This is a genomic window from Sphingomonas abietis (assembly GCF_027625475.1).
Classification (GTDB): domain Bacteria; phylum Pseudomonadota; class Alphaproteobacteria; order Sphingomonadales; family Sphingomonadaceae; genus Solisphingomonas; species Solisphingomonas abietis.
On record NZ_CP115174.1, the window covers coordinates 1,822,386 to 1,848,105 of the forward strand.

A 25,720-nucleotide genomic window follows, 5' to 3' on the forward strand; every position below is an offset into this window, starting at 1 on the left:
GTGACGCGGGGGCGCTTCATCTCGCTCGAAGGCGGCGAGGGCGTCGGCAAGTCGACCCAGGCCAAGGCGCTGGCCGCGGCGCTCCGGGCGCGGGGCCACGCCGTCGTCGAAACCCGCGAGCCCGGCGGCAGCGAGGGGGCGGAGGCGATTCGCCGCCTGCTGCTGGAGGGCAGCGCCGACCGCTGGACGGCGGGCGCCGAGGCGCTGCTGTTCGCGGCGGCGCGCGCGGACCATGTCGCCAAGACGATCCGGCCGGCGCTCGACGCGGGCAGTTGGGTCGTCACCGATCGCTTCCTCGATAGCTCGCTCGCCTATCAGGGCGGCGCGGGCGGCATCTCGATCGCGCAATTGCGGGCGCTGCACGAGGTCGGCTCGGCCGGCCTACTACCCGATCGGACCTTGCTGCTGGCCTTGCCGGCGGCAGAGGCGGCCCGGCGCGCCGAAGCCCGCGATCGCGGCGGATCGGATCGGATCGGCGGTCGCGATGCCGCCTATCATGCGCGGGTGGCGGACGGCTTCGCCACGCTGGCCGCCGCCGAGCCGGAGCGCTTCCGCGTGATCGACGCGCTGGGCGAGGCCGATGCCGTGACGGCGCGTTTGATCGCCACGCTGGACGACCTGTGACCCTGCTCCCTCCCGTTCGGGCTGAGGATAGTCCTTCGACGGGCTCACGAACGGCCCATTGCGTGGGACGCGTCGCATGACCCTGCACGGCCATGGCGAGCAGGTCGCCGCCTTTCAGGAGGCGCGCGCATCCGGCCGGATGCACCATGCGTGGCTGCTCACCGGTGCGCAGGGCATCGGCAAGGCGGGCTTCGCGCGCGCTGCCGCGCTCCGCCTGCTCGCCGACGAGGCGGGGCCGCCAATCGACGCGCCGGGTCTCGCCACGCCCTCCGACCATCGCATCGCCCGCTTGTGGGAGGCGGGCAGCCATCCCGACGTAATGATTCTCGAGCGGCTCTATCGCGACAAGACCAAGGATTATGCGCGCTCGATCACGGTCGATCAGGTGCGCGGCCTGTCGCGGCTGTTCGCGACCTCGCCGAGCTTCTCGCCCTGGCGGGTCGTGATCGTCGATGCGGCCGACGACATGGAGCGGCCGGGCGCCAATGCGCTTCTCAAATTACTCGAAGAACCGCCGTCCAACTCCTTGTTCCTGCTGATCAGTCATGCCCCGGCGCGACTGCTGCCGACGATCCGCTCGCGCTGCCGGGTGCTGCGCTTCGGCCCGCTCGGCGATGCCGACATGGCGGCCGCGCTCCACGATGCGCTGCCCGATATGGCCGAGCGCGAGATCGCCGAACTGGTCGCCACCGGCGAAGGCTCGCCCGGCCGCGCGGTGCGCTTCGCCGGACTCGATGTCGGCGGGCTCGATCGCGCGATGGAGGCCATCATCCGCTCGGGCGATCCGGACAATGGCGAGCGCATCGCCCTGGCCCGGGCGCTGGCGCTGAAGGCCGCGCAGCCGCGCTACGAGGCGCTGCTCGAACGCCTGCCCACCCGGATCGCGGCGGAAGCGCGCGGCCGGCAGGGCCAGGCGCTTGCCGAGGCGGTGGCGCTGTGGGAGAAGGCGCGCGCCCTGGCCGGGAGCGCGGTGCGCCTCTCGCTCGATCCCCAGGCGACGGTGTTCGAGCTTGCCGGGATGCTCGCGTCGCTCAACAGAAATGCGGCGCAAGCTCCTCGATGACAAAGCCTTTCTATATCACCACCGCGATCAGCTACCCCAATGGTCGCCCGCATGTCGGCCATGCCTATGAGGCGATCGCGACCGACGCCATCGCGCGCTGGAAGCGGGGGCAGGGCCATGACGTCCGCTTCCTCACCGGCACCGACGAGCATGGCCTCAAGATGGCGCAGAAGGCCCGCGACCTCGGCATCACGCCGCGCGCGCTGGCTGACGAAATGTCGAGCGCGTTCAAGGCGATGGATGATGCTCTCAACATCTCCTATGATCGTTTCATCCGCACCACCGACGCCGATCATTATGCCGCCAGCGCCGCGATCTGGGCGGCGATGAAGGCCAATGGGGATATCTATCTCGGCCGCTACGAAGGCTGGTATTCGGTGCGCGACGAGGCCTTCTACGACGAGAAGGAACTCACCGAGACCGACGGCGTCAAGCTGTCGCCGCAGGGCACGCCGGTCGAATGGACGGTCGAGGAAAGCTGGTTCTTCAGGCTCTCCGCCTATCAGGACCGGCTGGTCGCGCTCTATGAGGGCCAGCCCGATTTCATCCGCCCGGAAAGCCGCCGCAACGAGGTGATGAGCTTCGTCAAGGGCGGCCTGTCGGATCTGTCGATCTCGCGCACCAGCTTCGATTGGGGCGTGCCGGTGCCCGATGCGCCGGGCCATGTCATGTATGTGTGGGTCGACGCGCTGACCAACTATCTCACCGGCGCCGGCTATCCGGGCGATTCGTCGGGATGCTGGCCGGCGGACATCCATATCATCGGCAAGGACATCGTGCGCTTCCACGCCGTCTATTGGCCGGCCTTCCTGATGTCGGCGCAATTGCCGCTGCCGAAACAGGTGTTCGGCCATGGCTTCCTGCTCAACCGCGGCGAGAAGATGTCGAAGTCGACCGGCAACATCGTCGATCCGCTGGAGATGGCGGAGGCTTATGGCGTCGATGGCCTGCGCTATTTCCTGCTGCGTGAGGTCAGCTTCGGGCAGGATGGCAGCTATTCCGCCGAAGCCATTGTCACCCGGGTGAATGCCGATCTCGCCAACGGCCTCGGCAATCTCGCCCAGCGCTCGCTGTCGATGATCGCCAAGCAGTGCGGCGGCCTGCTGCCGGGGCCGGGCGACGAGCCCGAGCCGGTGCTGCCCGCCAGTCTGCTGCCGCGCGTGACCGAGGCGATGGACGAACTCGCGCTCCATCGTGCGCTGGAGATCATCTGGGAGGGCGTCGGCGAGGCCAATCGCTATTTCGCCGACATGGCGCCCTGGGCGCTGCGCAAGACCGACCCGGCCAAGGCCGACGCAGTGCTCTACTGGACGGCCGAGGCGGTGCGCCAGCTCGCCATCCTGGTCCGCTGGATCATTCCGGCGAGCGCGGACAGGTTGCTCGATCAGCTCGGCGTCGCTGCCGATGCGCGTGATCTCGATGCGCTCGTCACGCCGCTCGCAGCGGGATCGGCGCTGCCGGCGCCGCAGGGCGTCTTCCCGCGGCTGGAGATGCCGGTCGAGGGGTGAACCGTTCGTCCTGAGCCTGTCGAAGGACGTGCTTCAGCGGCCAAGGCTCGGGGCACGCACTTCGACAGGCTCAGTGCGAACGGTGGAGACGAAGGGAGCGGTGGAGACGAAGGGGAGCGGCCCGTGCCTTCCCCGCTCCACGGCAACGGTTCCCTTTCGGCGCGCGCGGCCCTATCTGCGGGCCATGCTCGTCGATAGCCATTGCCACCTCAACTACGCCAAGCTCGTCGAGCGGCAAAATGAGGTTCTCGCCTCCGCCCGCGCCGCCGGCGTGACCACGATGCTCAACATTGCGACTCGCGAGCGGGAATGGGCCGATATCGTCGCCACCGCCGAGCGCGAGCCGGATGTGTGGGCGTCGATCGGCATCCATCCGCACGAGGCGGACGAGCATGCCCATGTCGATACCGCCAAGCTGCTGGACGCGGCGCGGCATCCGCGCGTCGTCGCCATCGGCGAGACCGGGCTCGATTATTATTATGATCATAGCGATCGCGCCCAGCAGCAGCGCAGCTTCCGCTCGCATATCGCGGCGTCGCGCGAGACCGGGCTGCCGCTCATTATCCACACCCGCGAGGCGGAAGACGACACCCACGCCATATTGGTGGACGAGATGGGGCAGGGCGCCTTCCCGGCGCTGATCCACTGCTTCACCGCATCGGCCGATTTCGCCGACAAGGTGCTGGCATTGGGCCTGAGCATCTCGATCTCGGGGATCGTCACCTTCAAGAGCGCGAAGGATCTCCAGGAGACCGCGAAGACGATCCCGGCCGACCGGCTGCTGATCGAGACCGACTCGCCCTTCCTCGCGCCGGTGCCGCACCGGGGGAAGCCCTGCGAACCGGCGTTCGTGGCCGACACCGCTCGCTTCCTCGCCGATCTGCGCGGCGAGCCGGTCGAGCAATTGATGGCCACGACCGCGGCCAACTTCTTCCGTCTGTTCACGAAGGCCAAGGCATGAGGATTCGCCTGCTCGGCTCCGGCACCTCGTCGGGCGTGCCCCGCATCGGCAATGACTGGGGGCAGTGCGATCCGAACGAACCGAAGAATCGGCGGCGCCGGGCCTCGATCATCGTCGAGACCGACGAGGTCCGCATCCTCGTCGATACCTCTCCCGATCTGCGCGAGCAGCTGCTCGATGCGCAGGCGAGCCGCTTCGACGCGGTGATCTGGACCCATGATCATGCCGACCACACCCACGGCATCGACGATCTGCGCCAGATCGTGATCCTCAACCGTGCCGCGGTCGAAGGCTATGCCCGCCCGGCGACGCTGAAATCGATGCAGGAGCGTTTCTATTATGCGTTCGAAGGCAAGGACGGCTATCCGCCGACCGTCCGGGCCAACGCTCTGCCGGACGACTTCCGCATCGGCGATCTGCGCATCCGGGTGGTCGATCAGCCGCATGGCGCGATCACGTCCGCCGGTCTGCGCTTCGACTGGGATGGCTATTCGGCCGCCTATGCCACCGATTTCAACGCGCTGACTGAAGGCATGGAGTCGCTCTACAAAGGCGTCGACGTCTGGATTCTCGATGCGCTGCGCCGCAAGCCGCATCCGACCCACCCCAGCCTCGACAAGGCACTTGGCTGGATCCAGCGGCTCAAACCCGAGCTGGCGGTGCTGATGCACATGGACAACAGCATGGACTATCGCACGCTCGAGGCGGAGCTGCCGGACGGGGTGGTGCCGGGCTATGACGGGATGGAACTCGATTTCGCCTGAACGGCGCAGATGCGCGGGCCGCCGGGGCGTTCTCCGCCATGGACGCACCGCGCGCCGGGCATGACAGGCAGCCGGCATGGCTGGGGCCATGCCGGCTGCGGAATTATCCGACCTCAGGGGCTGCAGGGCGTGCGGGGGGCATCGTGCCAGCTCGGCGGCACCCAGCGATGGGGCGCGCCCGGCGGGCCTGGATCCTGGCCCCAACCGCCGGCATGGCCATGGCCATTCGATCCATGATCCGTGTTGTAGCCGGTTCGGATCAATTGAGCGTCCGTCGTTCGTGACGCACCCGATGGTGCCGGCTGTCCATTGGTGGACGGCCTTTCGGCCGCGATCGCAGTCGTGGAAAATGCTGCCATACTCAAGGCGAGCAGCATCGACGTGGCAGGCCTCATCATTGCCTCCTGCGGTTAGTTGACGGATTGTCGTTTTTCGCGGTGACTTCACGGTGCGCCGCAGCATCGATACTATCATCGATGAAATAATTGCGTGAATCCGCTCATCGACTTGGCGGGTCGATCCGCCTTAATAGGTTAACGGCAATTTTCTTGCGCATTTTATTAAGGATGATGGTTAATGGATGCAGCCGCGTCACGCCGTCATCGCATGATGGGCGCCATCTCCAAAGCGGATATATGGGGGCAACGCCGGATCGCCGGACGCGCCGGGATCACCGACGCCAGTCCGTCGACTCGTGGGAGCGCTAAGGGCCGCCACGGCGCGTGCATGTCATGAGAGTGGAGGCCCGAGCCGGAATCGAACCGGCGTGCAAGGATTTGCAGTCCTCTGCGTAACCACTCCGCCATCGGGCCGAGGCGGGGGCATCTGTGCGGTTTTTCGCGGTTGGTCAAGCGGGACTTCGCGGTGGGGCGCGATAATGTCGTTCGAAGCCCTCCGTCACGGCGGACGGGCGCTCGGGTGGATGCCGGCGCGAAAGCGCGTAGCCGGTGCAGCGATGGTGGATATCGGGAAAGATGCGGGGCCGGACACGTGAGGGGTAATGATCACGGTAGGGTCGTCCGGCCCCACCCGTCACGGCCCAGGGGGGAGCCGGGACGGTTGAAGGATAGAATGCGCACATTCCGTTGCCGGAAAATGTCGGTTTGTTGCAGTGCAACTCAATCATGCGCCTGTTCATCGCCAGAGCCGTCGGGTGCATATGTCCTGCCTCGCCATCATCCCATCCTCGTTGCGATGCGGCGGAGGAGGTCCTAGAGATTGCGACAGACCATTTGCTGTATTGCCAATCTAATACAGTTGTGCGAGGGCTAGAGACATGAGCGAACCGGATTTCGATCAGCTGCGGCGTGCGATGGTGTCGAACCAGCTGCGCCCCAACCAGGTGACTGACGCGGTGGTTCTCGCCGCGATGGGAGACGTGCCGCGCGAGCGCTTCGTCGGCGCCGATCAGGCCAGCGTCGCCTATCGGGACACGATCGTGCCGCTGGGCGATGGCCATGCCCTGAATCCGCCGATCGCGACGGGCCTGCTGCTGAACGCGGCGCGTCCGCTGGCGGGCGAGCATGTCCTGCTGATCGGCACGGCGACGGGCTATGTCGCGGCCTTGCTGGCGGAGATGGGCTGCAAGGTCACGGCGCTCGATGCGGACAAGGGGCCGCTGGCGGCCGGCTGGCCGGAAGGCGCCCCCTATTCGCTGATCTATATCGACGGCGCCGTGGAGCAGATTCCCTCGGTGATCGCCGATCAGTTGGCCGAGGGCGGCCGGCTCGTCGGTGCGATCATCGAGCGTGGCGTGACGCGCTTGGCGCTGGGCCGCCGGGTGTCGGGCGGCTTCGGGCTCGAAAGCTTCGCCGATATCGAGGCGGTGCCGCTGCCCGGTTTCGCGCCGGCGCCGGTCTTCAGTTTCTAGGACATAACAAAGGGGGTGATCGTGGGGGGCAAGGGTAAGGCGGGTGTAGCGTTGATCGCACTCGCCATGGGGCTGGCGATGCCGCACGCGGCAGGCGCCACGACTCTCCAGCAGGCACTGGTCGCCGCTTATGGCGACAACCCCACGCTCACCGGCGCCCGTGCCCAGCTGCGGGCGACCGACGAGCAATCGGCGATCGCGCGGGCGGCGGGGCGGCCGACGCTCGGCGCCAGCGTCGGCTACACCCAGGGCATCGACAACCTCCGCAAATTCCAGAGCTTCAACAAGCAATTCTCGGCCGGCGCCCAGCTCAGCGTGCCCATCTATCAGGGCGGCCGGGTGCGCAATGCGGTCAAGGCGGCCGATGCGCGGGTCGATTCGGGCCGCCAGTCGCTGCGGTCGAGCGAGGGCGGCGTGCTGGTCGATACCGTCACCGCCTATATGGACGTGCTGCGCGATCGCGCGATCGTCGGCCTCAACGAGAATAATGTGAAAGTCCTCCAGACCAATCTGGAAGCGAGCAGCGATCAGTTCCAGGCGGGCACGCTGACCCGCACCGATGTCGCCCAATCACGGGCGCGGCTGGAGGATGGCCGTGCCCAGCTGACCACGGCGCGCTCCAACCTCGTCAACAGCGAGGAGAATTATCGCCGCGTCGTTGGGCTGGCGCCCGATGCGCTCGACCAGCCGCCGCCGCTGCCGGTGCTGCCGGATTCGCCGGACAAGGCCGAGGATATCGCGGTCGCCAATAACCCGGATATCGCCGCCGCCATCGCCTCGGTAAAGGCCGCGCATCTCGATGTCGCGACGGCGCGGGCGAGCCGGATGCCCTCGCTGTCGGCCTCGGCGAACAACAGCTATATCCGCGATACCGCCGGCGCCGACAGCATCTACACCGGCGGCGCGACCGGCATCCAGGGCGACTCCACCTATGCCGGCCTGTCGCTCAGCGTGCCGCTCTACCAAGGCGGGCTGCCCTCCGCGCAGATCCGGCAGGCGCAGGATTTCGAGCAGGCGGCGATCGAGACCGAGACGGCGACCGAGCGACAGGTCGTCGCCAATGCCCGGGCCGCCTTCTCCAGCTACGAAGCCTCGCAGGAGGTGATCGTCTCCAGCCAGGAAGCGCTCAAGGCCAATGATCTCGCCCTGGAAGGTGTCCATGCCGAACAGACCGCCGGTCTCCGCCAGGTGCTCGACGTGCTGAACGCGGAGCAGGAGAAGCTCGGCAGCCAGGTGACGCTCGTTACCGCCCAGCATGATGCCTATGTCGCCGCCTTCAACTTGCTCAACACGATGGGCTATGTCGATTACAAGCATCTCGGGCTCGAGGGCGGCGCGCTCTATGATCCGACGATGAACTATCGCCATGCCAAGAACGCGCTCAGCGACTGGCACGAAAATCCCAAGCCGCAGCCTATCGCCAAACCGACTTACGGGCCGCAGGTGGTGACTGAAAATCCCCCCGTGACACCGGGCGCGAACTGAGATTAGACTGGCCGTCATGGCCCAGCCCCACCAGGAACCGTCGATGGAGGATATCCTCGCCTCCATCAAGCGCATCATCGCCGAGGACAGCGAGGCTGTCGGGGCCCGCGCGCCCCGGTTGCGGCGCGAGGCGATGGCCGCCGTCGCGGCCAGTCCGGTGGTGGGCAATCCGGTGGTAGGCAGCCCGGTGGTGATGCCGTTGCGCGAGGTGGAACCCGACATTCCCTCGCCGGTTGAGGACGAAGCACCCGAAGCGGTGCATGAGCCGGAAACCGACGCCGAGACGATCGCCGAGGAAGAGGGCGATACCCCCGATGTTCTGGAGCTGACCAGTCCCATGCCGCAAGCCGTTCCCGCCCCTGTCGCTGCTGCGGAGGCTCCCGCCGCATCGCCCGCTGCCGCTGCACCCACGGCGCCGGCGCCCGACGGGCTGCTCTCCTCGACCTCGGCCGCCGCCAGCCGGAGCGCGTTCGCGGCGCTCAACCAGTTGCAGGTGCGCAGCGACGAGGGCCAGTCCAACACGCTGGAGGGGCTGGTCTCCGAGATGCTCAGGCCGATGCTGCGCGAATGGCTCGATCGCGAGCTGCCAACGCTGGTCGAGCGCCTGGTGGCCGCGGAGGTGTCGCGGCTCAGCGGTCGCGGCTGATCCGCTGGTCCGGCGCGAAGTGCGTGCCGGGCGGGCAGCCTGCTTGGCTTTTGCCCCTTCTGCCTGCTAGGCGCATGTCGCCATGACAGAGCTTCCCAAGACCTTCGATCCCGCCGCCATCGAATCCCGCTGGTATTCGCATTGGGAGGCGGGCGGCCTGTTCCGCCCCGATCGCCCCGGCGCCGAACCCTTCACCATCGTCATCCCGCCACCCAACGTGACGGGATCGCTGCATATCGGCCATGCGCTCGACAACACGCTGCAGGACATCCTCGTCCGCCACGCGCGGCTGAAGGGCAAGGATGCTTTGTGGGTGGTCGGCACCGACCATGCCGGCATCGCCACCCAGATGGTGGTCGAGCGGCAGATGAATGCCCGCGGCGAAAAGCGCACCGATCTGACCCGCGAAGGCTTCATCGAGAAGGTGTGGGACTGGAAGGCCGAGAGCGGCGGCACGATCACCGGCCAGCTGCGCCGGCTGGGCGCCTCGTGCGACTGGTCGAACGAGCGCTTCACCATGGACGAAGGTTTCTCCAAGGCCGTCGTCCATGTCTTCGTGAAGCTCTACGAACAGGGCCTGCTGTATCGCGACAAGCGGCTCGTGAACTGGGATCCGGGCCTCAAGACCGCGATCTCCGATCTCGAGGTCGAGACGCGCGAGATCGCCGGCAAATTCTGGCACCTGCGCTATCCGCTGGCGGATGGCTCCGGCCACATCATGGTCGCCACCACCCGGCCCGAGACGATGCTCGCCGACATGGCGGTGGCGGTGAACGCCAGCGACGAGCGCTACACCGCGCTGATCGGCAAGCAGGTGCGTCTGCCGATCACCGGCAGGCTGATCCCGATCGTCGCCGACGATCATGCCGATCCCGAACTGGGCTCGGGCGCGGTGAAGATCACGCCGGGCCACGACTTCAATGATTTCGAGGTCGGCCGTCGCGCCGGCATCCTCGCCTCCGAGATGCTCAACATGCTCGATGCCGAGGCGAAGGTGGTGCAGACCGCCGACGGGCTGATCCCGGCCGACTATCTCGGCCTCGATCGCTTCGACGTGCGCCAGCTGATCGTCGCGCGGCTGAAGGCCGAGGGCGTGCTGGTGCCGCACATCGACAAGGACGGCGCCGAGCACGACGCCGAGCCACGCACCATCCAGACCCCGTTCGGCGATCGCTCGGGCGCGGTGATCGAGCCGTGGCTGACCGACCAATGGTATGTCGACGCCAAGACGCTGGCCCAGCCGGCGATCGACGCTGTGCGCGACGGCCGCATCAAGGTGGTGCCCGAGACCTGGGCCAAGACCTGGTTCAACTGGCTCGAGAATATCCAGCCCTGGTGCGTCTCGCGCCAGCTCTGGTGGGGCCATCGTATCCCGGCCTGGTATGACGAGGACGGCAATGTCTTCGTCGCCGAGGACGAGGCGAAGGCCAAGGATCTCGCCGGCCCGCGCCGCGCGCTGACCCGCGACGAGGATGTCCTCGACACCTGGTTCTCGTCCGCGCTGTGGCCGTTCGGCACGCTGGGCTGGCCGGACGTCGATCCGCGCGAGCTCGGCCGCTATCCCAACGACGTGCTGATCTCCGGCTTCGACATCCTGTTCTTCTGGGATGCGCGGATGGCGATGCAGGGGATGCACTTCCTCCAGGATGTGCCGTTCAAGACGCTGTATCTGCACGGCCTCGTCCGCGATGCGACCGGCGCCAAGATGTCCAAGTCCAAGGGCAACACGGTCGATCCGCTCGGGCTGATCGACCAATATGGCGCCGACGCGCTGCGCTTCACGCTGGCGGCGATGGAGAGCCAGGGCCGCGACATCAAGCTGAACGAGAGCCGGGTCGAGGGCTATCGCAACTTCGCCACCAAGCTGTGGAACGCGGCGCGTTTCCTCCAGTCCAACGGCGTTGGGCCCTCGACGGCGCTGGAAGCCCCCGCCGCCCAGGCTCCGGTCAACCGCTGGATCATCGCCGAGACCGTCGCGACGGTGCAGGCGCTCGATCTGGCACTCGCCGATCTGCGTTTCGATGAGGCCGCCAACACCATCTACCAGTTCGTCTGGACGCGCTTCTGCGACTGGTACATCGAGCTGACCAAAGGATCGATGGACGAGGAGACCAAGCTGGTCGCCGGCTGGGCGTTCGACCAGATCCTCGTCATGCTCCACCCGTTCATGCCGTTCATCACCGAGGAGCTGTGGCATTCGGGCGGGCGCGACAGCGACATCATTACCGCGCGCTGGCCGATGGCGGACGCGCGGGCGCTCGATCCCGAGGCCGCGAAGGAGATTGCTTGGGTGATCGACGTCGTGAGTGAAATTCGCTCGAATCGTAACGAGCTTGGTATTCCACCAGGCACCCGCATGGAATGCTACGTTGCTGGCGCTGACGCGCCAACACAGTTGATGGTCAAGCGCCTCTGGCCGCTAGTTTCGAAGCTTGCCCGAGTTGAACTCGTCGATCTTCCCGGAGGCGAACTCGGCAAAAACAATACGCTTCAAGTAATTGCTGGTGGACTTACGTTTGCACTTCAGCTCGAAGGCGTGATCGACATCGAGGCCGAGCGCGCGCGTCTCGCCAAGGGCAAGGCGGCGGCCGAGAAGGAGCGCGACGGGCTCGCCGGTCGCCTCTCCAACCCGAGCTTCGTCGAACGCGCCAAGCCCGAGGCGGTCGAGAAGGCACGGGCCGACCATGCCGACAAGGCTGCCGAGGCCGAACGCCTCGGCGCCGCGCTGGCCCGCCTTGGATGATCGCCCGGCTGCGCGACGATGAAATCCCCGCCGCCATCGCGCTCTGGCAGGCGGCGGGGCTCGCGCGTCCCTGGAATGATCCGGTGCGCGACATCGCGCTCGCGCTCGGCAGCCCGACCTCCACCATCCTCGCCGCGCATGATGCGGACGGCGTGCTTGTCGGCACGGTGATGGCGGGGTTCGACGGGCATCGCGGCTGGCTCTACTCGCTCGCCGTCGCCGAAAGCGCGCGGGGCGAGGGCATCGGCGCCGCGCTGGTCGCCGCCGCGGAGGCGTATCTCCGCGCGCAGGGCGCCCCGGCGATCCGGCTGATGGTGCGGGCCGACAATGCCAGCGTCGCGGGTTTCTACGAATCGGTCGGCTATGAACGGACCGAGGTGCTGCTGTTCGGCAAACGCTTCGACTGAGCGCTTCAAGTGTAGGATTTCCCGTGCCATGACGGCGGCACGGAAGAGGCGGTCGCGCGGGGGCGTGGCGTCTTTTTCGTGGATTTCGCCGCGTGGGGGATGACCGATGGATGCCGAATCACCCGTAGCGCCGCCGACCGCGGCACCGGGCAGGGGCCATGGCGGGCGCGACCTGACCAGCGGGCCGATCGCCCGCACCTTGCTGCTGTTCGCGCTGCCGACGCTCGCCGCCAATATCCTCCAGTCGCTAAACGGCTCGATCAACGCGATCTGGGTCGGGCGATCGTTGGGCGAAGTCGCGCTGGCGGCGACCTCCAATTCCAATCTCGTGATGTTCCTGATGCTGGCGGCGGTGTTCGGCTTCGGCCTCTCCGCGACGATCCTGGTCGGTCAGAATATGGGGCGCCGCGATATCGAGGGCGCGCGTCGCGCGATGGGCACGGCGGTCGGCCTGTTCGTGATCGCATCGGTGGCGATCGCGATCGTCGGCTGGCTCGCCGCGCCGGCGATCCTGGCGCTGCTGGCGACGCCGCCGGACGCGACGCCGCTCGCCGCCGCCTATCTGCGCGTGATCTTCATCGCCCTGCCGCCCTTGTTCCTCGTCACCATCCTGACGATGGGGATGCGCGGCACCGGTGACGCGATGACGCCGTTCGTGATCATGATCCTCAACGTCGCGCTCGACAGCGGGCTGAACCCGGTCTTCATCCGCGGCCTGTTCGGCGCACCGCGGATGGGCATCGCCGGCTCCGCCACGGCGACCTGCATCGCCGCCTGGATCAGCCTGGTCGTGCTGGTCGTGCTGATCTACGCGCGCGACCTGACCATCCGCCTGCGTGGCGCCGAATTGCGCTGGCTGCTCCCCGATCCGGCGCTGCTCGGGGTGATCGTCGCCAAGGGCATTCCGATCGGCCTCCAGATGTTCGTCATCTCCTTCGCCGGGCTGGCGATGATGGGGCTGATCAACCATGCCGGGGTGGACGTGGTGGCCGCCTATGGCGTCACCCTCCAGCTATGGACCTACATCCAGATGCCGGCGCTCGCGATCGGCGCGGCGGTCTCCGCCATGGCGGCGCAGAATGTCGGCGCCGGCCTGTGGAATCGGGTCGACGGCATCACCCGCTGGGGGATCATCGTCAATCTCGCCGTCACCGCCGCGCTGATCCTGCTGGTGACGTTGGTCGATCGGCCGGTGCTGTCGCTGTTCCTCGGCGGATCGAGCCCGGCGCTGCCGATCGCGCGGCATATCCAGCTCGTCGCGAGCTGGTCCTTCCTGATGTTCGGCGTCACCCTGGTGATCTTCGGCACCGTCCGCGCCAACGGATCGGTGATCGCGCCGCTGGTGATCCTGTTCGTCGCGATGTTCCCGGTGCGGCTGGGCGCGGTGTTCGCGCTGCGGCCGCTGATCGGCAACGAGGCCTTCTGGTGGACGATGCCGCTGTCCTCCTTCGCCTCGATGCTGATGGCGATCGGCTATTATCGCGCCGGCGGCTGGCGGACGCTCCACATGAAGATCACGAGCCCGCGCGAGGCGAGGGCGTAGGCGCGGCGACGAGGATGGCGCGGCGGGCGACCCGCGCCGTCACCGGGGTTTTCGCCAGCACCTCGCCGTCGATCGAGATCGGCATCGGCCGGGGCGTCGAGAGCCGGATCGCCTGGCCTTCAAATTCACGGGTGGTGCGCCGCCGTTCGCGGTGACGCAGGGCGGAGAGCAGCCAGCTCCATACCAGGCTCCAGCGGGTCTCGCCGATCACGACCTGGACCACGATCTGGCCCGAATCGACCGCGGCCTCGTCGACCAGCTCGACCCCGCCATGATAGGGGCCGTTGGCGATGCGGACTTCCACCGCATCCAGTGTCTCGATGGCGTCGCCGGTGTCCACGGTCAGCCGGAACGCCTTGAACCGCGCCAGCTTGTAGGCCGCCCATAGCAGATAGCCGGGCCGCCCCAGCCACGCCTTGAGGCCGTGCGGCACCGTCTTGGCGATCTGCGGCGCGATGCCGAGCGTGGCGCAATTGGCGAAATAATCCTGGTCGATCATGCCGAGATCGATCCGCCGCGCCTGGCCATGGGCGATCACGTCGACCGCGCCGGCGAGATCGAGCGGGATGCCCAGCGTCCGCGCGAAGCTGTTGGCGGTGCCGAGCGGCAGCACCGCGAAGACGGTGTCGCTGCCGACGACATGATCGACCGAGCAGGAGATGGAGCCATCGCCGCCGCCGATGATGACCATCGCCACGCCGTCCGCCACCGCCTGCCGCACGCAGGCCGGCATGGTCGACGGCTTGCGGATGGCACGGGCGATGCTGAGCTCGATCCCCGCCGCCTCGATCAGCCGGCGGGCCTCCTCGAAGGATTGCCGGCCCTTGCGCGACTTGGCATTGACGAAGAGCGCGGCGCTGCGGGGAAGGGGGCTGGTCACCGACGGACAGAGCCCGAAGCCGCGCACCGACGCAAGCCCCCTGGAACTTCGATCGCTTTGTCTTCGTTCTGCCCATCCAACGATTTTCTGATAAGCGAGAGGATGATAGCATGGGCAAGGGCATATTATTGTGGCTGCTGGGCGTGCCGATTCCGGTGATCCTCATTCTGTGGCTCATCTTCCGCTGATCCACCGCATCGGGCAGGTGGCGTCATGACACCTGCCCGTTCTTTCCCCTTTCTGCGGATCACGCCCGAGGGCAGCCGCATCGGCGTCGATCGGCCGCTGGCCGTCGAAACGCCGATCGCCATCGAGGTCGACGGCATCGGCTATGCCGTGATGATGGCGACACCCGATGCGCTCGATGATTTCGCGCTCGGTTTCTGCCTGTCCGAGCGACTGATCGATGATGTCGCCCAGCTGCTGGCCGTCGAGCCATTCGAGGCCGAGCGCGGCATATTGCTCCGCCTGTCCCTGGCGCCTGCGGTGCGCGGGCGGGTGATGGAGCGGGTGCGGCACCGCCTGTCCGAATCCTCCTGCGGCCTGTGCGGCATCGAGAATCTCGAACAGGCGCTCCGTCCCTTGCCCCGCATCGATCCGCCTGGTCGGGTCGTCCCGGAGGAGGCGATGTTCGCCGCGCTGGCGGTGCTGCGCGATCACCAGCCGCTCGGCCGCGCGACCGGCGCGGTCCACGCCGCCGCCTGCTGCGATGCGGCCGGGGCGATCGGGCTGATACGGGAGGATGTCGGCCGGCATAACGCCTTCGACAAGCTGGTCGGCGCGATGGCGCGGACGGGGCATTCATGGGGCGACGGGTTCGGCATCACCACCGCCCGCCTGTCCTACGAACTGGTCGAGAAGGCGGCGTTGGCCGGATGCCATACGCTCGTCGCCGTTTCGGCGCCGACCAGCCTCGCCGTCGAGCGCGCGGCCGAGGCGGGGATTCGCATCGTCGCGCTGGCGCGGGCGGACGCGATGCTGGAAGCGCGGCGCCCGACATACTAGATAGCCGCCATGACCGCTTCCTTCCCCGCGCTTCGCCTGCGTCGCACCCGCGTCGCTCCCTGGTCCCGCCGCATGGTCGCCGAGAATGTGCTGACCCCGGCCGATCTGATCTGGCCGCTGTTCGTCGCCGAGGGGCATGGCGTCGAGGAGCCGATCGCGACGCTGCCCGGCGTCTCGCGCTGGTCGATGGACGGCATTGCCGCCCGTGCCCGCGAGGCGCAGGCACTCGGCATCCCGTGCATCGCGCTGTTCCCCAACACGCCGCAGCATCTGCGCACGCCGGACGGCCGCGAGGCGCTCAACCCCGACAATCTGATCTGCCAGGCCGTCAAGGCGATCAAGGATGCCGCACCGGACGTCGGCGTGCTGACCGACGTGGCGCTCGACCCCTATACCGAGCATGGCCATGACGGGCTGGTCGACGAGAAGGGCTATGTCCTCAACGACGAGACGATGGACCTGCTCGTCCAGCAGGCCTTGGTGCAGGCCGAGGCCGGCGCCGACATCATCGCGCCGAGCGACATGATGGACGGCCGCGTCGCCGCGATCCGCGCGACGCTGGAGGAGGGCGGCCATCGCAACGTCCAGATCATGGCCTATGCCGCCAAATATGCCTCGGCCTTCTACGGCCCGTTCCGCGATGCGGTCGGTTCGCGTGGCCGGCTGAAGGGCGACAAGAGCGGCTACCAGATGGACCATGCCAATGCCGAGGAGGCGCTGCGCGAGGTCGCGATGGATCTGGCAGAAGGCGCCGACACCGTGATGGTGAAGCCGGGCCTGCCCTATCTCGACATCATCCGCCGCGTGAAGGAGCGCTTCGAGGTGCCGGTGTTCGCCTATCAGGTGTCTGGCGAATATGCGATGATCGAGGCCGCCGCCGCGGCCGGCATGGGCGATCGTGATGCGCTGGTGCTGGAGACGTTGCTCGCCTTCAAGCGGGCCGGCTGCTCGGGCGTGCTGACCTATCATGCCGCCCATGCGGCGCGGCTGATGGGGGCGTGATGCGGGAGACCGCATGATCGAGACCGCGCGCCTGATCCTGCGGGGATGGGGCGATGCGGATGGTGAAACCTTCGCTCGCGTGACCAACAGCCCGGCGGTGATGATGCATTTGGGTGGGGTTGCACCCGCCGAACGGCTCGCCCGGCTGGCGGCCGAACAACAGGCGTTGCAGGCGCGGGATGGCCATTGCTTCTGGATCGTCGAACGCAAGGCGGATCGCGCGCTGCTCGGGTTTTGCGGACTGGAAAAGGGAGACGTCGGACCGATCGCGGGCGAGATCGAGATCGGCTGGCGCCTGCGCGAGGACGCCTGGGGACAGGGCTATGCCAAGGAGGCGGCGTTCGCCAGCCTCGCCTGGGGCTGGGCGCATCTCGATGCGCCGCGCATCATGGCGATCACCACGCCGGCCAATCGGGCGAGCTGGGGCCTGATGGAGCGGCTCGGCATGACACGCCGCCACGATCTCGATTTCGGCCATCCCGCTTTCGCGCGGGACCATCCGCTGAGCGCGCATATCACCTATGTGGCGGATCGCCCGGTGCATTAGGCGCTGTGCTATTCGCCGATCAGATGCACCGCGACCTCGCGACGGTGCGGGCGGCGGCGATGCTCGAACAGATAGATGCCCTGCCAGGTGCCGAGCACCGGCCGTCCGTCGCGCACCGGGATCGACAGCTGCACCGCCGTCAGCGCGGTGCGCAGATGCGCCGGCATGTCGTCCGGCCCTTCATCGTCGTGGCGGTAGCGGCGCGGGTCTTCCGGCGCGATCGCGGCGAAATAATCCTGGATGTCCGCCTTCACCTCGCGCGCCGCATTCTCCTGGATCAGCAGCGAGGCAGAGGTGTGGCGGCAGAACAGGGTCAGCAAGCCCTCGGACATGCCGCTCTCCTCGACCCATGCCAGCACCGCCTCGGTGAACTCGAGAAGGCCCTGGCCATGGCTGTCGAGGCGCAGCGTGCCCGAGGCCTGCCTCATGCCTTGGCCTCGGCGATGTAGCGGTCGATCACGCCTTCGAGCAGTTCGAGCGGCACGCCGCCGGTCTTGATCACGGCATCGTCATAGCCCGGCAGGGTGAACCGGTCGCCGAGCGCGGCCTTCGTCTTGTCGCGCAGGCGGACGATCTCGTTATGGCCCATCATATATCCGCAGGCCTGGCCCGGCGAAGCGCAATAGCGATCGACCTCGCTGGTCGCCGCGCCCTTGCCCTTGCCGCTTTCTGTGGCGAGGAACGCGACCGCCTTGTCCCGGCTCCAGCCCATCGCATGGAGCCCGGTGTCGGCGACGAGGCGGCACGCACGGAATTGCTGGCCCTGAAGATAGCCGATCCGGCTCCACGGATCATGGTCGTACAGGCCGCTCTCGTCGATCAGCTGCTCGGCATAGAGCGCCCAGCCTTCGACGAAGGCGTTGAAGCCGGTCAGCGAACTGATCGACGGCACCTCCGCATGATGCTCGGCGAGGTAGCCGAGCTGCCAGGTGTGGCCGGGAATGCCCTCATGCGCGGTCAGGGTGGCGAGCTGGTAGCGCGGCCACAGCGAGGTCGACTTGAGGTTGACGTAATAGATCGCCGGGCGCGAGCCATCGAGCGCGGCGGGGTTCATGTAGCCGAGCCCGGCGCCATCCTGGATATCGGGCGGCACGCGCTTGACGATCACGTCGGCCTTGAGGCCAAGGCCGCTCAGCCTGGGCATGATCGGCCGCACCATCGCGATCCGCTCGTTGAGATAGGCGAGCAGATCGGCGCGGCCCTGATCGGTATCCGGGTAGAGGAATTTCGGATCGCTGTTGAGCGCCTGCAGACGCTCGCCGACGCTGCCCTGGGTCATTCCCTGCGCCTTCAGGATCGTGTCGATCCGCGCCTTGATCTCCTCATTCTGATCGAGCCCGATCTGGTGGATCTCCTGCGGGCTGTGCGTGGTCGTGGTGCCGAGCCGGAGCGCCCAGGCATAATAGGCCTCGCCGTCTGGCAGGCGCTGCACGCCCGCCGTCATCGGCGCATCGGCGGTGGATGCCGCGAAGGCGGCGATCTGGCGATCGAGCGCCGGATAGACCATCGTCTCGACGATCTTCTGCGCGCGCTCGCTATAGCCGGACAGGCCGAGCTTCCGGGTCTTCGTGGCGAGGTTGCCGACCAGCGTCTGCTCGCCGGCCGGGGTCGCGCGGAAACCCTTGAGGATGCCCAAAGTGGTGTCGGCGATGAACTTCGGCGGCATCACGCCGATCGCGGCCTGCGTCTTGATGCGCGCGGTTTCCTGATCGATCACGCGGGCGAAGGCGGCGACGCGGGCAACATAGGCCTCGGCATCGGCCTTGCTGGTCACGTCATGCGCGGAGACCAGGAAATCGGGCGTGCTGCCGACCGCGCCATTCTGCTGGCTGACCACATAGGGGCCGGTGCCGCCGGCAAAGCCCGCGCCCGCGCCGCCGCCATAACGAAAGGCGGTGCCGTCGATGCCGCGCTCGGCCGCATAGCGCACCGTGTCGTAGCGGATCTGGTCGCTGGGCGAGAGCGTGGCGCGATCGGTCTTGAGCAGGCGTGCATGGATCGATCGGATCGCGGCATCCCCTTGGGCGATCCCTGCCTCGCTATTGTCCGACAGCCGGGCGCGCAGCGGGGCCAGCTTGCCATGATCGAGGCCGAGCTGGGTGGCGCTTTCGGGCGAAAGCGTCAGCAGTTCATCGGTGAAACCGTCCAGTTGCGCGCGGAATGCGGCGTCGGCGGTGCCGGCCGCTGCCGACGCCATGGCGGGCAGCAGCGCGATCGCGCCTCCGGCCGCGGCGCCGGCCAGCAGGTCGCGACGGTGAAACTGGGTCATGCGGTCTCCCTTTTCTATGGAACGCGGGATGGATCGGCTCCGCCATGACGGCGGGCGCGATCGCCATGGAAATCCGCTGCGTCCTTGGCGGGAGGCTAGGAGGGAGACGGCCCCCGTGCAAGCGCGGCCAGCCGTCAGCCTCGCAGCGGCGGCTGTTTCTCGACCGCCATGCGGACGGTCGCCATCGCGCCCTCGGCCTCCTTCACTTCCTTCATGATCGCGGCGCGATCCCGATGATCGAGATAGGCGCCCGATTCGAGCGAGGCCACCACCACCTGCATGACGTCGATCGCCTCGCGAACCGAATGGGCGACGGCGAGGCGGATGCTGACGGTCTCGTCGAGCGTTCCGTCCGGCCGGCGGGCCAGCACGAAGCCGCTGTCGTCGGCGAAGAACTGGAGCAGGCGCGGATCGGGCACCAGCGCGATCAGCTGGCGGATCTCCCCGGCGCGAAACCGGGTGCGGCCGTTCAGCCGACCATGGAGCGTGGCATAGGTCAGGCCAAGGCTCTCCGCCGCGACCTCGATGGAGACGAGCTTTTCCACCACCAGCAATTGGTAGGCCAGCATCGCGAACTCGCAATGCTTGGGCTGTGCGTCCGCGATCATTCCTATCCCCTGTCATTCCCGTTCGGCATGGGACCGACGACGAGGGCGATTGTCAAACGGAAGCGACGGCGCGAGCGCGAGCCGGGCCGAGGCCCGCGCGCGGCGATGCGGCGTATGGAACCCTCGGCGCCATGCCCCGTTCGCAGCCGCAGCAAGACGTCCCCTCGCTCATATATTCAGGAGGAGCGCGATGCGCGATCCGATAGGCTGGCCGACGCTGGCCGGCTCCGAAGCGGGCATATGGACCCGCTACATGCTGGTGGCGGTCGTCGCCATTCTGGCGGCCGGGCTGATCCATGCCGCACTGACCTTCGTCCTGAAACGTGCCGCTGCGCGCACCAAGACGCAGGCCGACGACATCATCATTCGCCGCCTGCGCGGGCCGACGCGCTGGGTCTTCGCGGTGAGCGCGCTGATGATCGCCCAGCCGGCGATGCAACTCGGCCCGACCGGGCTGGAATGGTGGCATTTCCTGGCGGGCCTGCTGACGCCGGCGCTGATCGGCTGGCTGGCGATCGCGCTGCTCGCCGCCGGCAACGACATCGTACAGGATCGCACCGACATCACGGTGGCCGACAATCTGCGCGCGCGGCGCCGGCGGACGCGGTTCGGCATCCTCTATCGCATCGGTTTCTTCGTGATCCTGGTGATCACCATCTGCCTGATGCTGATGTCGATCCCGGCGGTGCGGACGGTCGGCGTGACGCTCGCCGCATCCGCCGGCATCGGCGCGCTGGCGGTGGGCGCGGCCGCGCAGCCCGCGCTCAAGAACATCATCGGCGGCATCCAGATGGCCTTTTCGGAGCCGATCCGGATCGACGATGTGGTGATCGTGGATGGCGAGTGGGGCAAGATCGAGGAGATCAACCTCACCTTCGTGGTGGTGCGGATCTGGGACGATCGCCGGCTGGTGGTGCCGGTCGCCAAGTTCATGGAGGAGAATTTCCAGAACTGGACACGGCGGACCTCCGATCTGCTCGGCACCACCTTCCTCCACGTTGATCGCACGGCCGACGTGCCGAGGCTGCGGCGCAAGCTCACCGAGATCGTTTCCAACGATCCGCTGTGGGACGGGCGCGTCTGCGGCCTCCAGGTGACGGACAGCTTCCCCTGGCATATCGAACTGCGCTGCCTGATGAGCGCCGCCGACGCGCCACGATCGTTCGATCTACGCTGCAACGTGCGGGAAGCGATGACCGCCTATATCGCTGCGGAAATGCCCGAGGCGATCCCGCGCCAGCAGGACAGGATCGAATTCGTCGGGGCGAGGGCGTCCTAAGCCGTTCATTGCGCCGTCATCCCTCGGCGGTGTAAAAGAGCGGCATGACGACGTTTGCGCCCTTTGGCCTCGCGAGAATGGCGGCCGTGCTCATGCTGGCGGGTTTGGCGACCGGCACGCTGGCGCAGTCGACGCCGCTGGCCGATCCCGACACGCTCAGCCTGACCGACGCACAGAAGAGCGAGCTATTGGCACACGACACCGAGAGCAGCGTCGATGCCGCCCGTACCGGCTTGGGCAGCGGCGGCCCGGATCGCCGGATCCATGGCGAGGTCGGGGTGATGGTCGGCTCGAATGGCGCGCGCGGCGCTTATGGCACGGCCGCCATCCCGCTGGGCGACAATGCCGGCGCCATGGTGTCCGTCGAGAGCAGCCATTACGGGCGGCCGCACTAGCCGCCCGGACCCATGCGTCGGGCGCTAGGCGCCCTTGTCCTGTTCCGCCACGGCGAGCGAATCATCGTCGCCCATCAGTTCCTGGGTGAAGCGACGGCGCCACCACAGCACGTCTTTCTCCTCGATGCCGTCCATCAAGGCACGCCAGCGGCGAATCCGCTCGTCCTTGGGCATGGCGAGCGCCTGGACGATCGCGTCGGACATCTCCTCGGCCGAATAGGGATTCACCAGCACCGCATCCTTCATCTGCTCGGCGGCACCGGCGAAGCGCGAGAGGATGAGCACGCCGGGATCCTCCGGATCCTGCGCGGCGACATATTCCTTGGCGACCAGGTTCATGCCGTCGCGCAATGGCGTCACCAGCCCGATCCGCGCGGCGCGATAGATGCCGGCGAGCACATGGCGCGGGAAGCCCTGGTTGACGTAGCGGATCGGCACCCAGTCGATATCGGCATAGGCGCCGTTGATGCGGCCTGAGAGCGCGTCGAGCGTGGCACGGATGCGCTGATAGCTGCCGACTTCGCCGCGGGATGGCGGCGCGATCTGGAGGAGGAACACCTCCTTCCGCTGCTCGGGATGATCGACCAGGAAGCGCTCGTAGCCGAGGAAGCGTTCCTCCAGACCCTTGGAGTAATCGAGCCGGTCGACACCGACGATGAGATCGCGCCCATCGGCGGAATCGCGCATCCTGCGGTAGGTGAGCCGCGCGGACGTCGAGGTGGCGGCCTCCACGAATTCCTTGGTGTCGATGCCGATCGGGCAGGCGATCGCCTTCACCGATCGATCGCCGAGGTGGATGGTGCCGTCTTCGGACATGGTCGCGCCGAGATCGAGCGTCACATAATCGCGGAACGCCTCGAGCCATTCGTCGGTGTGGAAGCCGATCACGTCATAGGCGAGCAGGGTCGTCACCAGCTCCGCGGCATGGGGCAGCGACGACAGCAGGCGGCGCGGCGGCCACGGGATGTGGAGGAAAAAGCCCATGCGGTTGTTGCAGCCGCGCTTGCGCAGCTCGTGGCCGAGCGGGATCATGTGATAATCCTGCACCCACACCACATCGTCCTGCTCGATCAGCGGGCGGACGGTATCGGCGAAGCGCTCGTTGACGCGCTGATAGCCATCCTCGAACCCGCGCTCGAACTCGGCGAGATCGATGCGATAGTGGAACAGCGGCCACAGCGTCCGGTTGGCGTAGCCGTTATAATATTCATCGATGTCCTGCGCCTCGAGGTCGACGGTGGCGGTGGTGACGCCCTCGGAACGCTGGAAATTGATCTGGCCGGTGAACTCGTCGGTGGGTTCGCCAGACCAGCCGAACCAGATGCCGCGATACTCGCGCAGCGCCGCCTGGAAGGCGACGGCGAGGCCGCCCTGCGCGCCGGATTGACCCTTGGGTGCGGACACGCGGTTCGAGATGACGATCAGGCGGCTCATCGGATCGAATTCCATGGCTTGGACAGCATGACGGCACAGTTGATCATGCCGACCAGCGAATAGGTTTGCGGATAATTGCCCCACAGCTCGTTGGTGGCGGGATCGATATCCTCGGACAACAGCCCGGCGGCGGTGCGCCGCTTGAGCATCTCCTCGAACAGCTGGCGCGCATCCTCGTGGCGGCCGGTCTGGTAGAGCGCCTCGATCAGCCAGAAGGTGCAGACGTTGAAGGCGGAGTGGGGGACGCCGAAATCATCCTCGCTGTCATAGCGCAGCATGTCGGTGCCGCGCCGCAGCCCGGTCTCCAGCGCGTAGAGCGTGGCGCGATAGCGCTTGTCGGCGGGGCTGAGGAACCGCAGATCCAGCAGCTGGATCAGGCTGGCATCGAGATCGTCGCCCGAGAAGGTGGCGGACAGGCGCTGGGTATCGGTGCGCCACGCCTTCTCCACGATGGTGGCGTGCATGGCATCGGCGCGATCCTGCCAGAAATGGTAGCGATCCTCGAGCCCGAGCTTGTGCGCGGCATTGGCGAGCCGGTCGCACGCCGCCCAGCACATCGCCGCCGAATAGGTGTGGACCGACTGGCGGGTGCGCAATTCCCACAGCCCGGCATCGGGCTTGTCATGCACCTCCCAGGCGAGATCACCGACCACCTCCAGCGCGCGGAAATCCTCCTCGTCGGCCATGCGGAACAGGCGATGATCGAAGAAGGCCTGTACGTTGCACAGGATGATCTGCCCATAGGCATCATGCTGGACCTGCTCATAGGCCTGGTTGCCGACCCGCACCGGCCCCATGCCGCGATAGCCGTCGAGGCCGGTCTCGATCCGCTCCTCCAGCTTGGCCTCGCCGAGCACGCCGTAGAGCGGCTGGACATGGCCGTCCTTGGCGTTCTCCACGATGTTGCGCAGATAGGCGAGGTAGCTTTCCAGCACGTCCAGCGCGCCGACCCGGTTGAGCGCCTGCACGGTGTAATAGGCGTCACGGATCCAGCAGTAGCGATAATCCCAGTTGCGCCCGGAATCGGCATGTTCGGGGATGGAGGTGGTGAGCGCCGCGACGATCGCGCCGGTCTCCTCATGCTGGCAGAGCTTGAGCGTGATCGCCGAGCGGATGACGATGTCCTGCCATTCCAGCGGGGTGGCGAGGCCGCGGACCCACGCCTGCCACTCCGTCGTGGTGTCATGGAGCATCCGCATCAGCGCCGGCATCAGCGCGGTGGAGAAGCTCTCGTCCGGCCCGAGGAAGAAGTTCAGCGGATGCTCCAGCCGGAACACGCGCTCCTCCTCGATATAGCCGACCGGCGCATCGGTAGAGAGGCGCACCGCCTCGCCGTTGAGCATGAAGCGGATATGGTGCGATCCGGTCGTCGTGGTGACGTCGGCATGGCCCCAGCCGCGGGTCGGGCGCAGCCGGACGCGGATGCGGGGCGAACCCGACACCGGCCGCACCATCCGGACGAAGGCGACCGGGCGATAGATGCGCTCGTTGCTGGTGTAGCGCGGGCAGAAATCGGTGATCTCGATGGCGTTGCCATGCTCATCCTCCTGCCGGGTGATGAGGATCGGCGTGTTGCGGAGGTAATGCTGCTCGGTCTTGGCGCAGCCCTCCAGCTCGATCGCCCACATGCCCTTGGCGTCGTCGGCGCCGGCCTCGACGCCGGAGAGCAGGGACGAGAAGATCGGATCGCCGTCGACGCGCGGCAGGCATCCCCAGACGAAGCGGCCCTGCCGGTCGATCAGCGCGGAGACCTGGCAATTGCCGATCGGCCAGAGATCCAGATTGGTCTTGATCATGCTTCACCCCCTGCAACGCCACCCAGCCAGGCATGGACATCGGCCACGCTGGCCAATCGATAACGCGCCGCCGTCTCGCGGGGTCCGCCGACCAGGATCCCGTATCCGCCCAGCGCTTCGGCGGCGGCGAAGCCGGCCTCGTCGGTCAGGTCGTCGCCGATGAAGATCGGCTGCGTGCCCCGCATCGGCGGCTCGGCCATGAAGCGGCGGACGGCATCGCCCTTGTCGGCGCCGGCGGCGCGCAGTTCGACCACCATCTTGCCATGCTGGAGGGAGAAGCCCGTCCGCGCCGCCACTGCGGCCGCCAGCGCGTCGCAGGCAGGGCCGGCATCGGGCGCCTGCCGATAATGGAGCGCGGCGCCATAGGGCTTGTCCTCGACCACGATGCCGGGATGATCCGCCGCGAGCGCGTGAAATGCCGCCAGCGCATCAGCGATCGCCTCGGGGCGTTGCGGCGCTTCGTGGCAACCATCCATCCAGCGCAGTTCGAGGCCGTGGCTGCCGGCGACGGCCAGCGGCTGGTCGCTCATGCCGAGGTGGGACAGGATATCGCCGATGCTCCGGCCGCTGACCACCGCGATCCGGTGATCCATCCTTTGTGTCAGCCTGGTCAGCAGGCCGTTGAGCGACGGCGCCACCACCACGGCGTCATGCCGCGGGGCGATATCGACCAGGGTGCCGTCGAAATCGAGAAACAGGCTGATATCGGCCGCCCGATCGACGATCGGCGGGGCGGGAAGCAAGGTCAGATGTTCGGGCATGAGTTTCCGGTGTGGCCGCAGGATGATAAGCAAACGCAGCGCGACAGGATCGTTCCGCAACCGAACATGTTTTTTGTCGCGTTGCGGCATCGCGATATTGGCGACGCTCTTTGCGCCGACTTGTAAACCG

At 67.3% G+C, this 25,720-nt stretch carries 24 protein-coding genes and 1 tRNA gene; 17 read left to right on the plus strand and 8 right to left on the minus strand.

The annotated features are described in order from the left end of the window. The 5 genes from tmk (at position 1) to PBT88_RS08910 (ending at position 4,920) form a co-directional block, all read left to right on the plus strand. Positions 1–624, plus strand: coding sequence for a dTMP kinase (gene tmk, locus PBT88_RS08890; RefSeq protein WP_270078828.1), 624 nt, complete (start codon positions 1–3; stop codon positions 622–624). 76 nt (positions 625–700) lie between these two features. After that, positions 701–1,687 carry a DNA polymerase III subunit delta' gene (locus tag PBT88_RS08895; protein ID WP_270078829.1) on the plus strand — a complete coding sequence of 329 codons (987 nt, stop codon included), beginning with the start codon at positions 701–703 and terminating at the stop codon, positions 1,685–1,687. Further along, a complete protein-coding gene (gene metG / locus PBT88_RS08900; protein ID WP_270078830.1) occupies positions 1,684–3,195 on the plus strand; it encodes a methionine--tRNA ligase in 1,512 nt (503 codons plus the stop codon). Before PBT88_RS08895 ends, metG begins: the two co-directional genes overlap by 4 nt. Before the next feature lie 184 nt (positions 3,196–3,379). Continuing rightward, positions 3,380–4,156, plus strand: coding sequence for a TatD family hydrolase (locus PBT88_RS08905; protein WP_270078831.1), 777 nt, complete (start codon positions 3,380–3,382; stop codon positions 4,154–4,156). After that, the gene (locus tag PBT88_RS08910; RefSeq protein WP_270078832.1) at positions 4,153–4,920 is read left to right on the plus strand and encodes an MBL fold metallo-hydrolase; all 768 of its coding nucleotides are present in this window, start codon (positions 4,153–4,155) and stop codon (positions 4,918–4,920) included. Before PBT88_RS08905 ends, PBT88_RS08910 begins: the two co-directional genes overlap by 4 nt. Before the next feature lie 738 nt (positions 4,921–5,658). On the opposite strand, the gene PBT88_RS08915 is transcribed toward PBT88_RS08910, so the two are convergent. Next, positions 5,659–5,732 (minus strand) — tRNA-Cys (locus PBT88_RS08915). Positions 5,733–6,196: 464 nt separating this feature from the next. On the opposite strand from PBT88_RS08915, the gene PBT88_RS08920 reads away from it, so the two are divergent. The 6 genes from PBT88_RS08920 (at position 6,197) to PBT88_RS08945 (ending at position 13,614) form a co-directional block, all read left to right on the plus strand. Beyond that, on the plus strand, positions 6,197–6,790 hold the full coding sequence (locus PBT88_RS08920) for a protein-L-isoaspartate O-methyltransferase family protein (protein ID WP_270078833.1): 594 nt from the start codon (positions 6,197–6,199) through the stop codon (positions 6,788–6,790). 51 nt (positions 6,791–6,841) lie between these two features. After that, positions 6,842–8,275 (plus strand): TolC family outer membrane protein, encoded by a 1,434-nt coding sequence (locus PBT88_RS08925; RefSeq protein ID WP_270078834.1) that lies wholly within the window; start codon positions 6,842–6,844, stop codon positions 8,273–8,275. A 43-nt stretch (positions 8,276–8,318) separates the two neighbouring features. Then, positions 8,319–8,921 carry a DUF2497 domain-containing protein gene (locus PBT88_RS08930; protein ID WP_270078835.1) on the plus strand — a complete coding sequence of 201 codons (603 nt, stop codon included), beginning with the start codon at positions 8,319–8,321 and terminating at the stop codon, positions 8,919–8,921. Between the two features lie 82 nt (positions 8,922–9,003). Continuing rightward, positions 9,004–11,664: a valine--tRNA ligase gene (locus PBT88_RS08935; protein ID WP_270078836.1), complete on the plus strand. Its 2,661-nt coding sequence runs from the start codon at positions 9,004–9,006 to the stop codon at positions 11,662–11,664. Further along, positions 11,661–12,071, plus strand: a complete 411-nt coding sequence (locus PBT88_RS08940) for a GNAT family acetyltransferase (protein ID WP_270078837.1) — start codon at positions 11,661–11,663, stop codon at positions 12,069–12,071. The genes PBT88_RS08935 and PBT88_RS08940 overlap by 4 nt, the downstream gene beginning before the upstream one ends. Positions 12,072–12,177: 106 nt before the next feature. Continuing rightward, positions 12,178–13,614 carry an MATE family efflux transporter gene (locus PBT88_RS08945; RefSeq protein ID WP_270078838.1) on the plus strand — a complete coding sequence of 479 codons (1,437 nt, stop codon included), beginning with the start codon at positions 12,178–12,180 and terminating at the stop codon, positions 13,612–13,614. Here the strand turns inward: PBT88_RS08945 and PBT88_RS08950 are convergent. Beyond that, positions 13,586–14,521: a diacylglycerol/lipid kinase family protein gene (locus tag PBT88_RS08950; protein ID WP_270078839.1), complete on the minus strand. Its 936-nt coding sequence runs from the start codon at positions 14,519–14,521 to the stop codon at positions 13,586–13,588. The two genes, PBT88_RS08945 and PBT88_RS08950, sit on opposite strands and share 29 nt — an antisense overlap. Before the next feature lie 186 nt (positions 14,522–14,707). On the opposite strand from PBT88_RS08950, the gene fdhD reads away from it, so the two are divergent. From fdhD to PBT88_RS08965, 3 genes are read left to right on the plus strand one after another with little or no spacing between them, the layout of a single operon-like run. Further along, complete coding sequence (gene fdhD / locus PBT88_RS08955; protein WP_270078840.1) at positions 14,708–15,499, plus strand: formate dehydrogenase accessory sulfurtransferase FdhD; 792 nt, start codon at positions 14,708–14,710, stop codon at positions 15,497–15,499. 9 nt (positions 15,500–15,508) lie between these two features. Beyond that, complete coding sequence (gene hemB / locus PBT88_RS08960) at positions 15,509–16,501, plus strand: porphobilinogen synthase (RefSeq protein ID WP_270078841.1); 993 nt, start codon at positions 15,509–15,511, stop codon at positions 16,499–16,501. Between the two features lie 13 nt (positions 16,502–16,514). Then, complete coding sequence (locus tag PBT88_RS08965) at positions 16,515–17,048, plus strand: GNAT family N-acetyltransferase (protein ID WP_270078842.1); 534 nt, start codon at positions 16,515–16,517, stop codon at positions 17,046–17,048. Positions 17,049–17,056: 8 nt separating this feature from the next. Here PBT88_RS08965 and PBT88_RS08970 read toward each other — a convergent pair whose 3' ends face one another. From PBT88_RS08970 to PBT88_RS08980, 3 genes are all read right to left on the minus strand, one after another. Further along, the gene (locus PBT88_RS08970) at positions 17,057–17,476 is read right to left on the minus strand and encodes a secondary thiamine-phosphate synthase enzyme YjbQ (protein ID WP_270078843.1); all 420 of its coding nucleotides are present in this window, start codon (positions 17,474–17,476) and stop codon (positions 17,057–17,059) included. Further along, the gene (locus PBT88_RS08975; protein WP_270078844.1) at positions 17,473–19,317 is read right to left on the minus strand and encodes a DUF885 domain-containing protein; all 1,845 of its coding nucleotides are present in this window, start codon (positions 19,315–19,317) and stop codon (positions 17,473–17,475) included. Before PBT88_RS08975 ends, PBT88_RS08970 begins: the two co-directional genes overlap by 4 nt. 134 nt (positions 19,318–19,451) lie before the next feature. Then, a complete protein-coding gene (locus tag PBT88_RS08980) occupies positions 19,452–19,925 on the minus strand; it encodes a phage regulatory CII family protein (RefSeq protein ID WP_270078845.1) in 474 nt (157 codons plus the stop codon). Between the two features lie 190 nt (positions 19,926–20,115). On the opposite strand from PBT88_RS08980, the gene PBT88_RS08985 reads away from it, so the two are divergent. Both PBT88_RS08985 and PBT88_RS08990 read left to right on the plus strand, forming a co-directional pair. Continuing rightward, on the plus strand, positions 20,116–21,204 hold the full coding sequence (locus PBT88_RS08985; RefSeq protein ID WP_270078846.1) for a mechanosensitive ion channel family protein: 1,089 nt from the start codon (positions 20,116–20,118) through the stop codon (positions 21,202–21,204). Positions 21,205–21,248: 44 nt separating this feature from the next. Further along, positions 21,249–21,599, plus strand: coding sequence for a hypothetical protein (locus tag PBT88_RS08990; protein WP_270078847.1), 351 nt, complete (start codon positions 21,249–21,251; stop codon positions 21,597–21,599). Between the two features lie 24 nt (positions 21,600–21,623). Here the strand turns inward: PBT88_RS08990 and otsA are convergent, their stop codons facing one another. Genes otsA through otsB form a run of 3 tightly spaced genes read right to left on the minus strand, consistent with a single transcriptional unit; the run spans position 21,624 to position 25,590 of the window. Continuing rightward, complete coding sequence (otsA, locus tag PBT88_RS08995) at positions 21,624–23,048, minus strand: alpha,alpha-trehalose-phosphate synthase (UDP-forming) (RefSeq protein WP_270078848.1); 1,425 nt, start codon at positions 23,046–23,048, stop codon at positions 21,624–21,626. Then, positions 23,030–24,829: a glycoside hydrolase family 15 protein gene (locus tag PBT88_RS09000; RefSeq protein ID WP_270078849.1), complete on the minus strand. Its 1,800-nt coding sequence runs from the start codon at positions 24,827–24,829 to the stop codon at positions 23,030–23,032. Before PBT88_RS09000 ends, otsA begins: the two co-directional genes overlap by 19 nt. Next, complete coding sequence (gene otsB, locus PBT88_RS09005; protein ID WP_270078850.1) at positions 24,826–25,590, minus strand: trehalose-phosphatase; 765 nt, start codon at positions 25,588–25,590, stop codon at positions 24,826–24,828. The genes PBT88_RS09000 and otsB overlap by 4 nt, the downstream gene beginning before the upstream one ends. Between otsB and PBT88_RS09010 the strand changes: the two genes are divergently transcribed. Beyond that, a complete protein-coding gene (locus PBT88_RS09010; RefSeq protein WP_270078851.1) occupies positions 25,579–25,716 on the plus strand; it encodes a hypothetical protein in 138 nt (45 codons plus the stop codon). The two genes, otsB and PBT88_RS09010, sit on opposite strands and share 12 nt — an antisense overlap. The last annotated feature ends 4 nt before the right edge of the window (positions 25,717–25,720 follow it).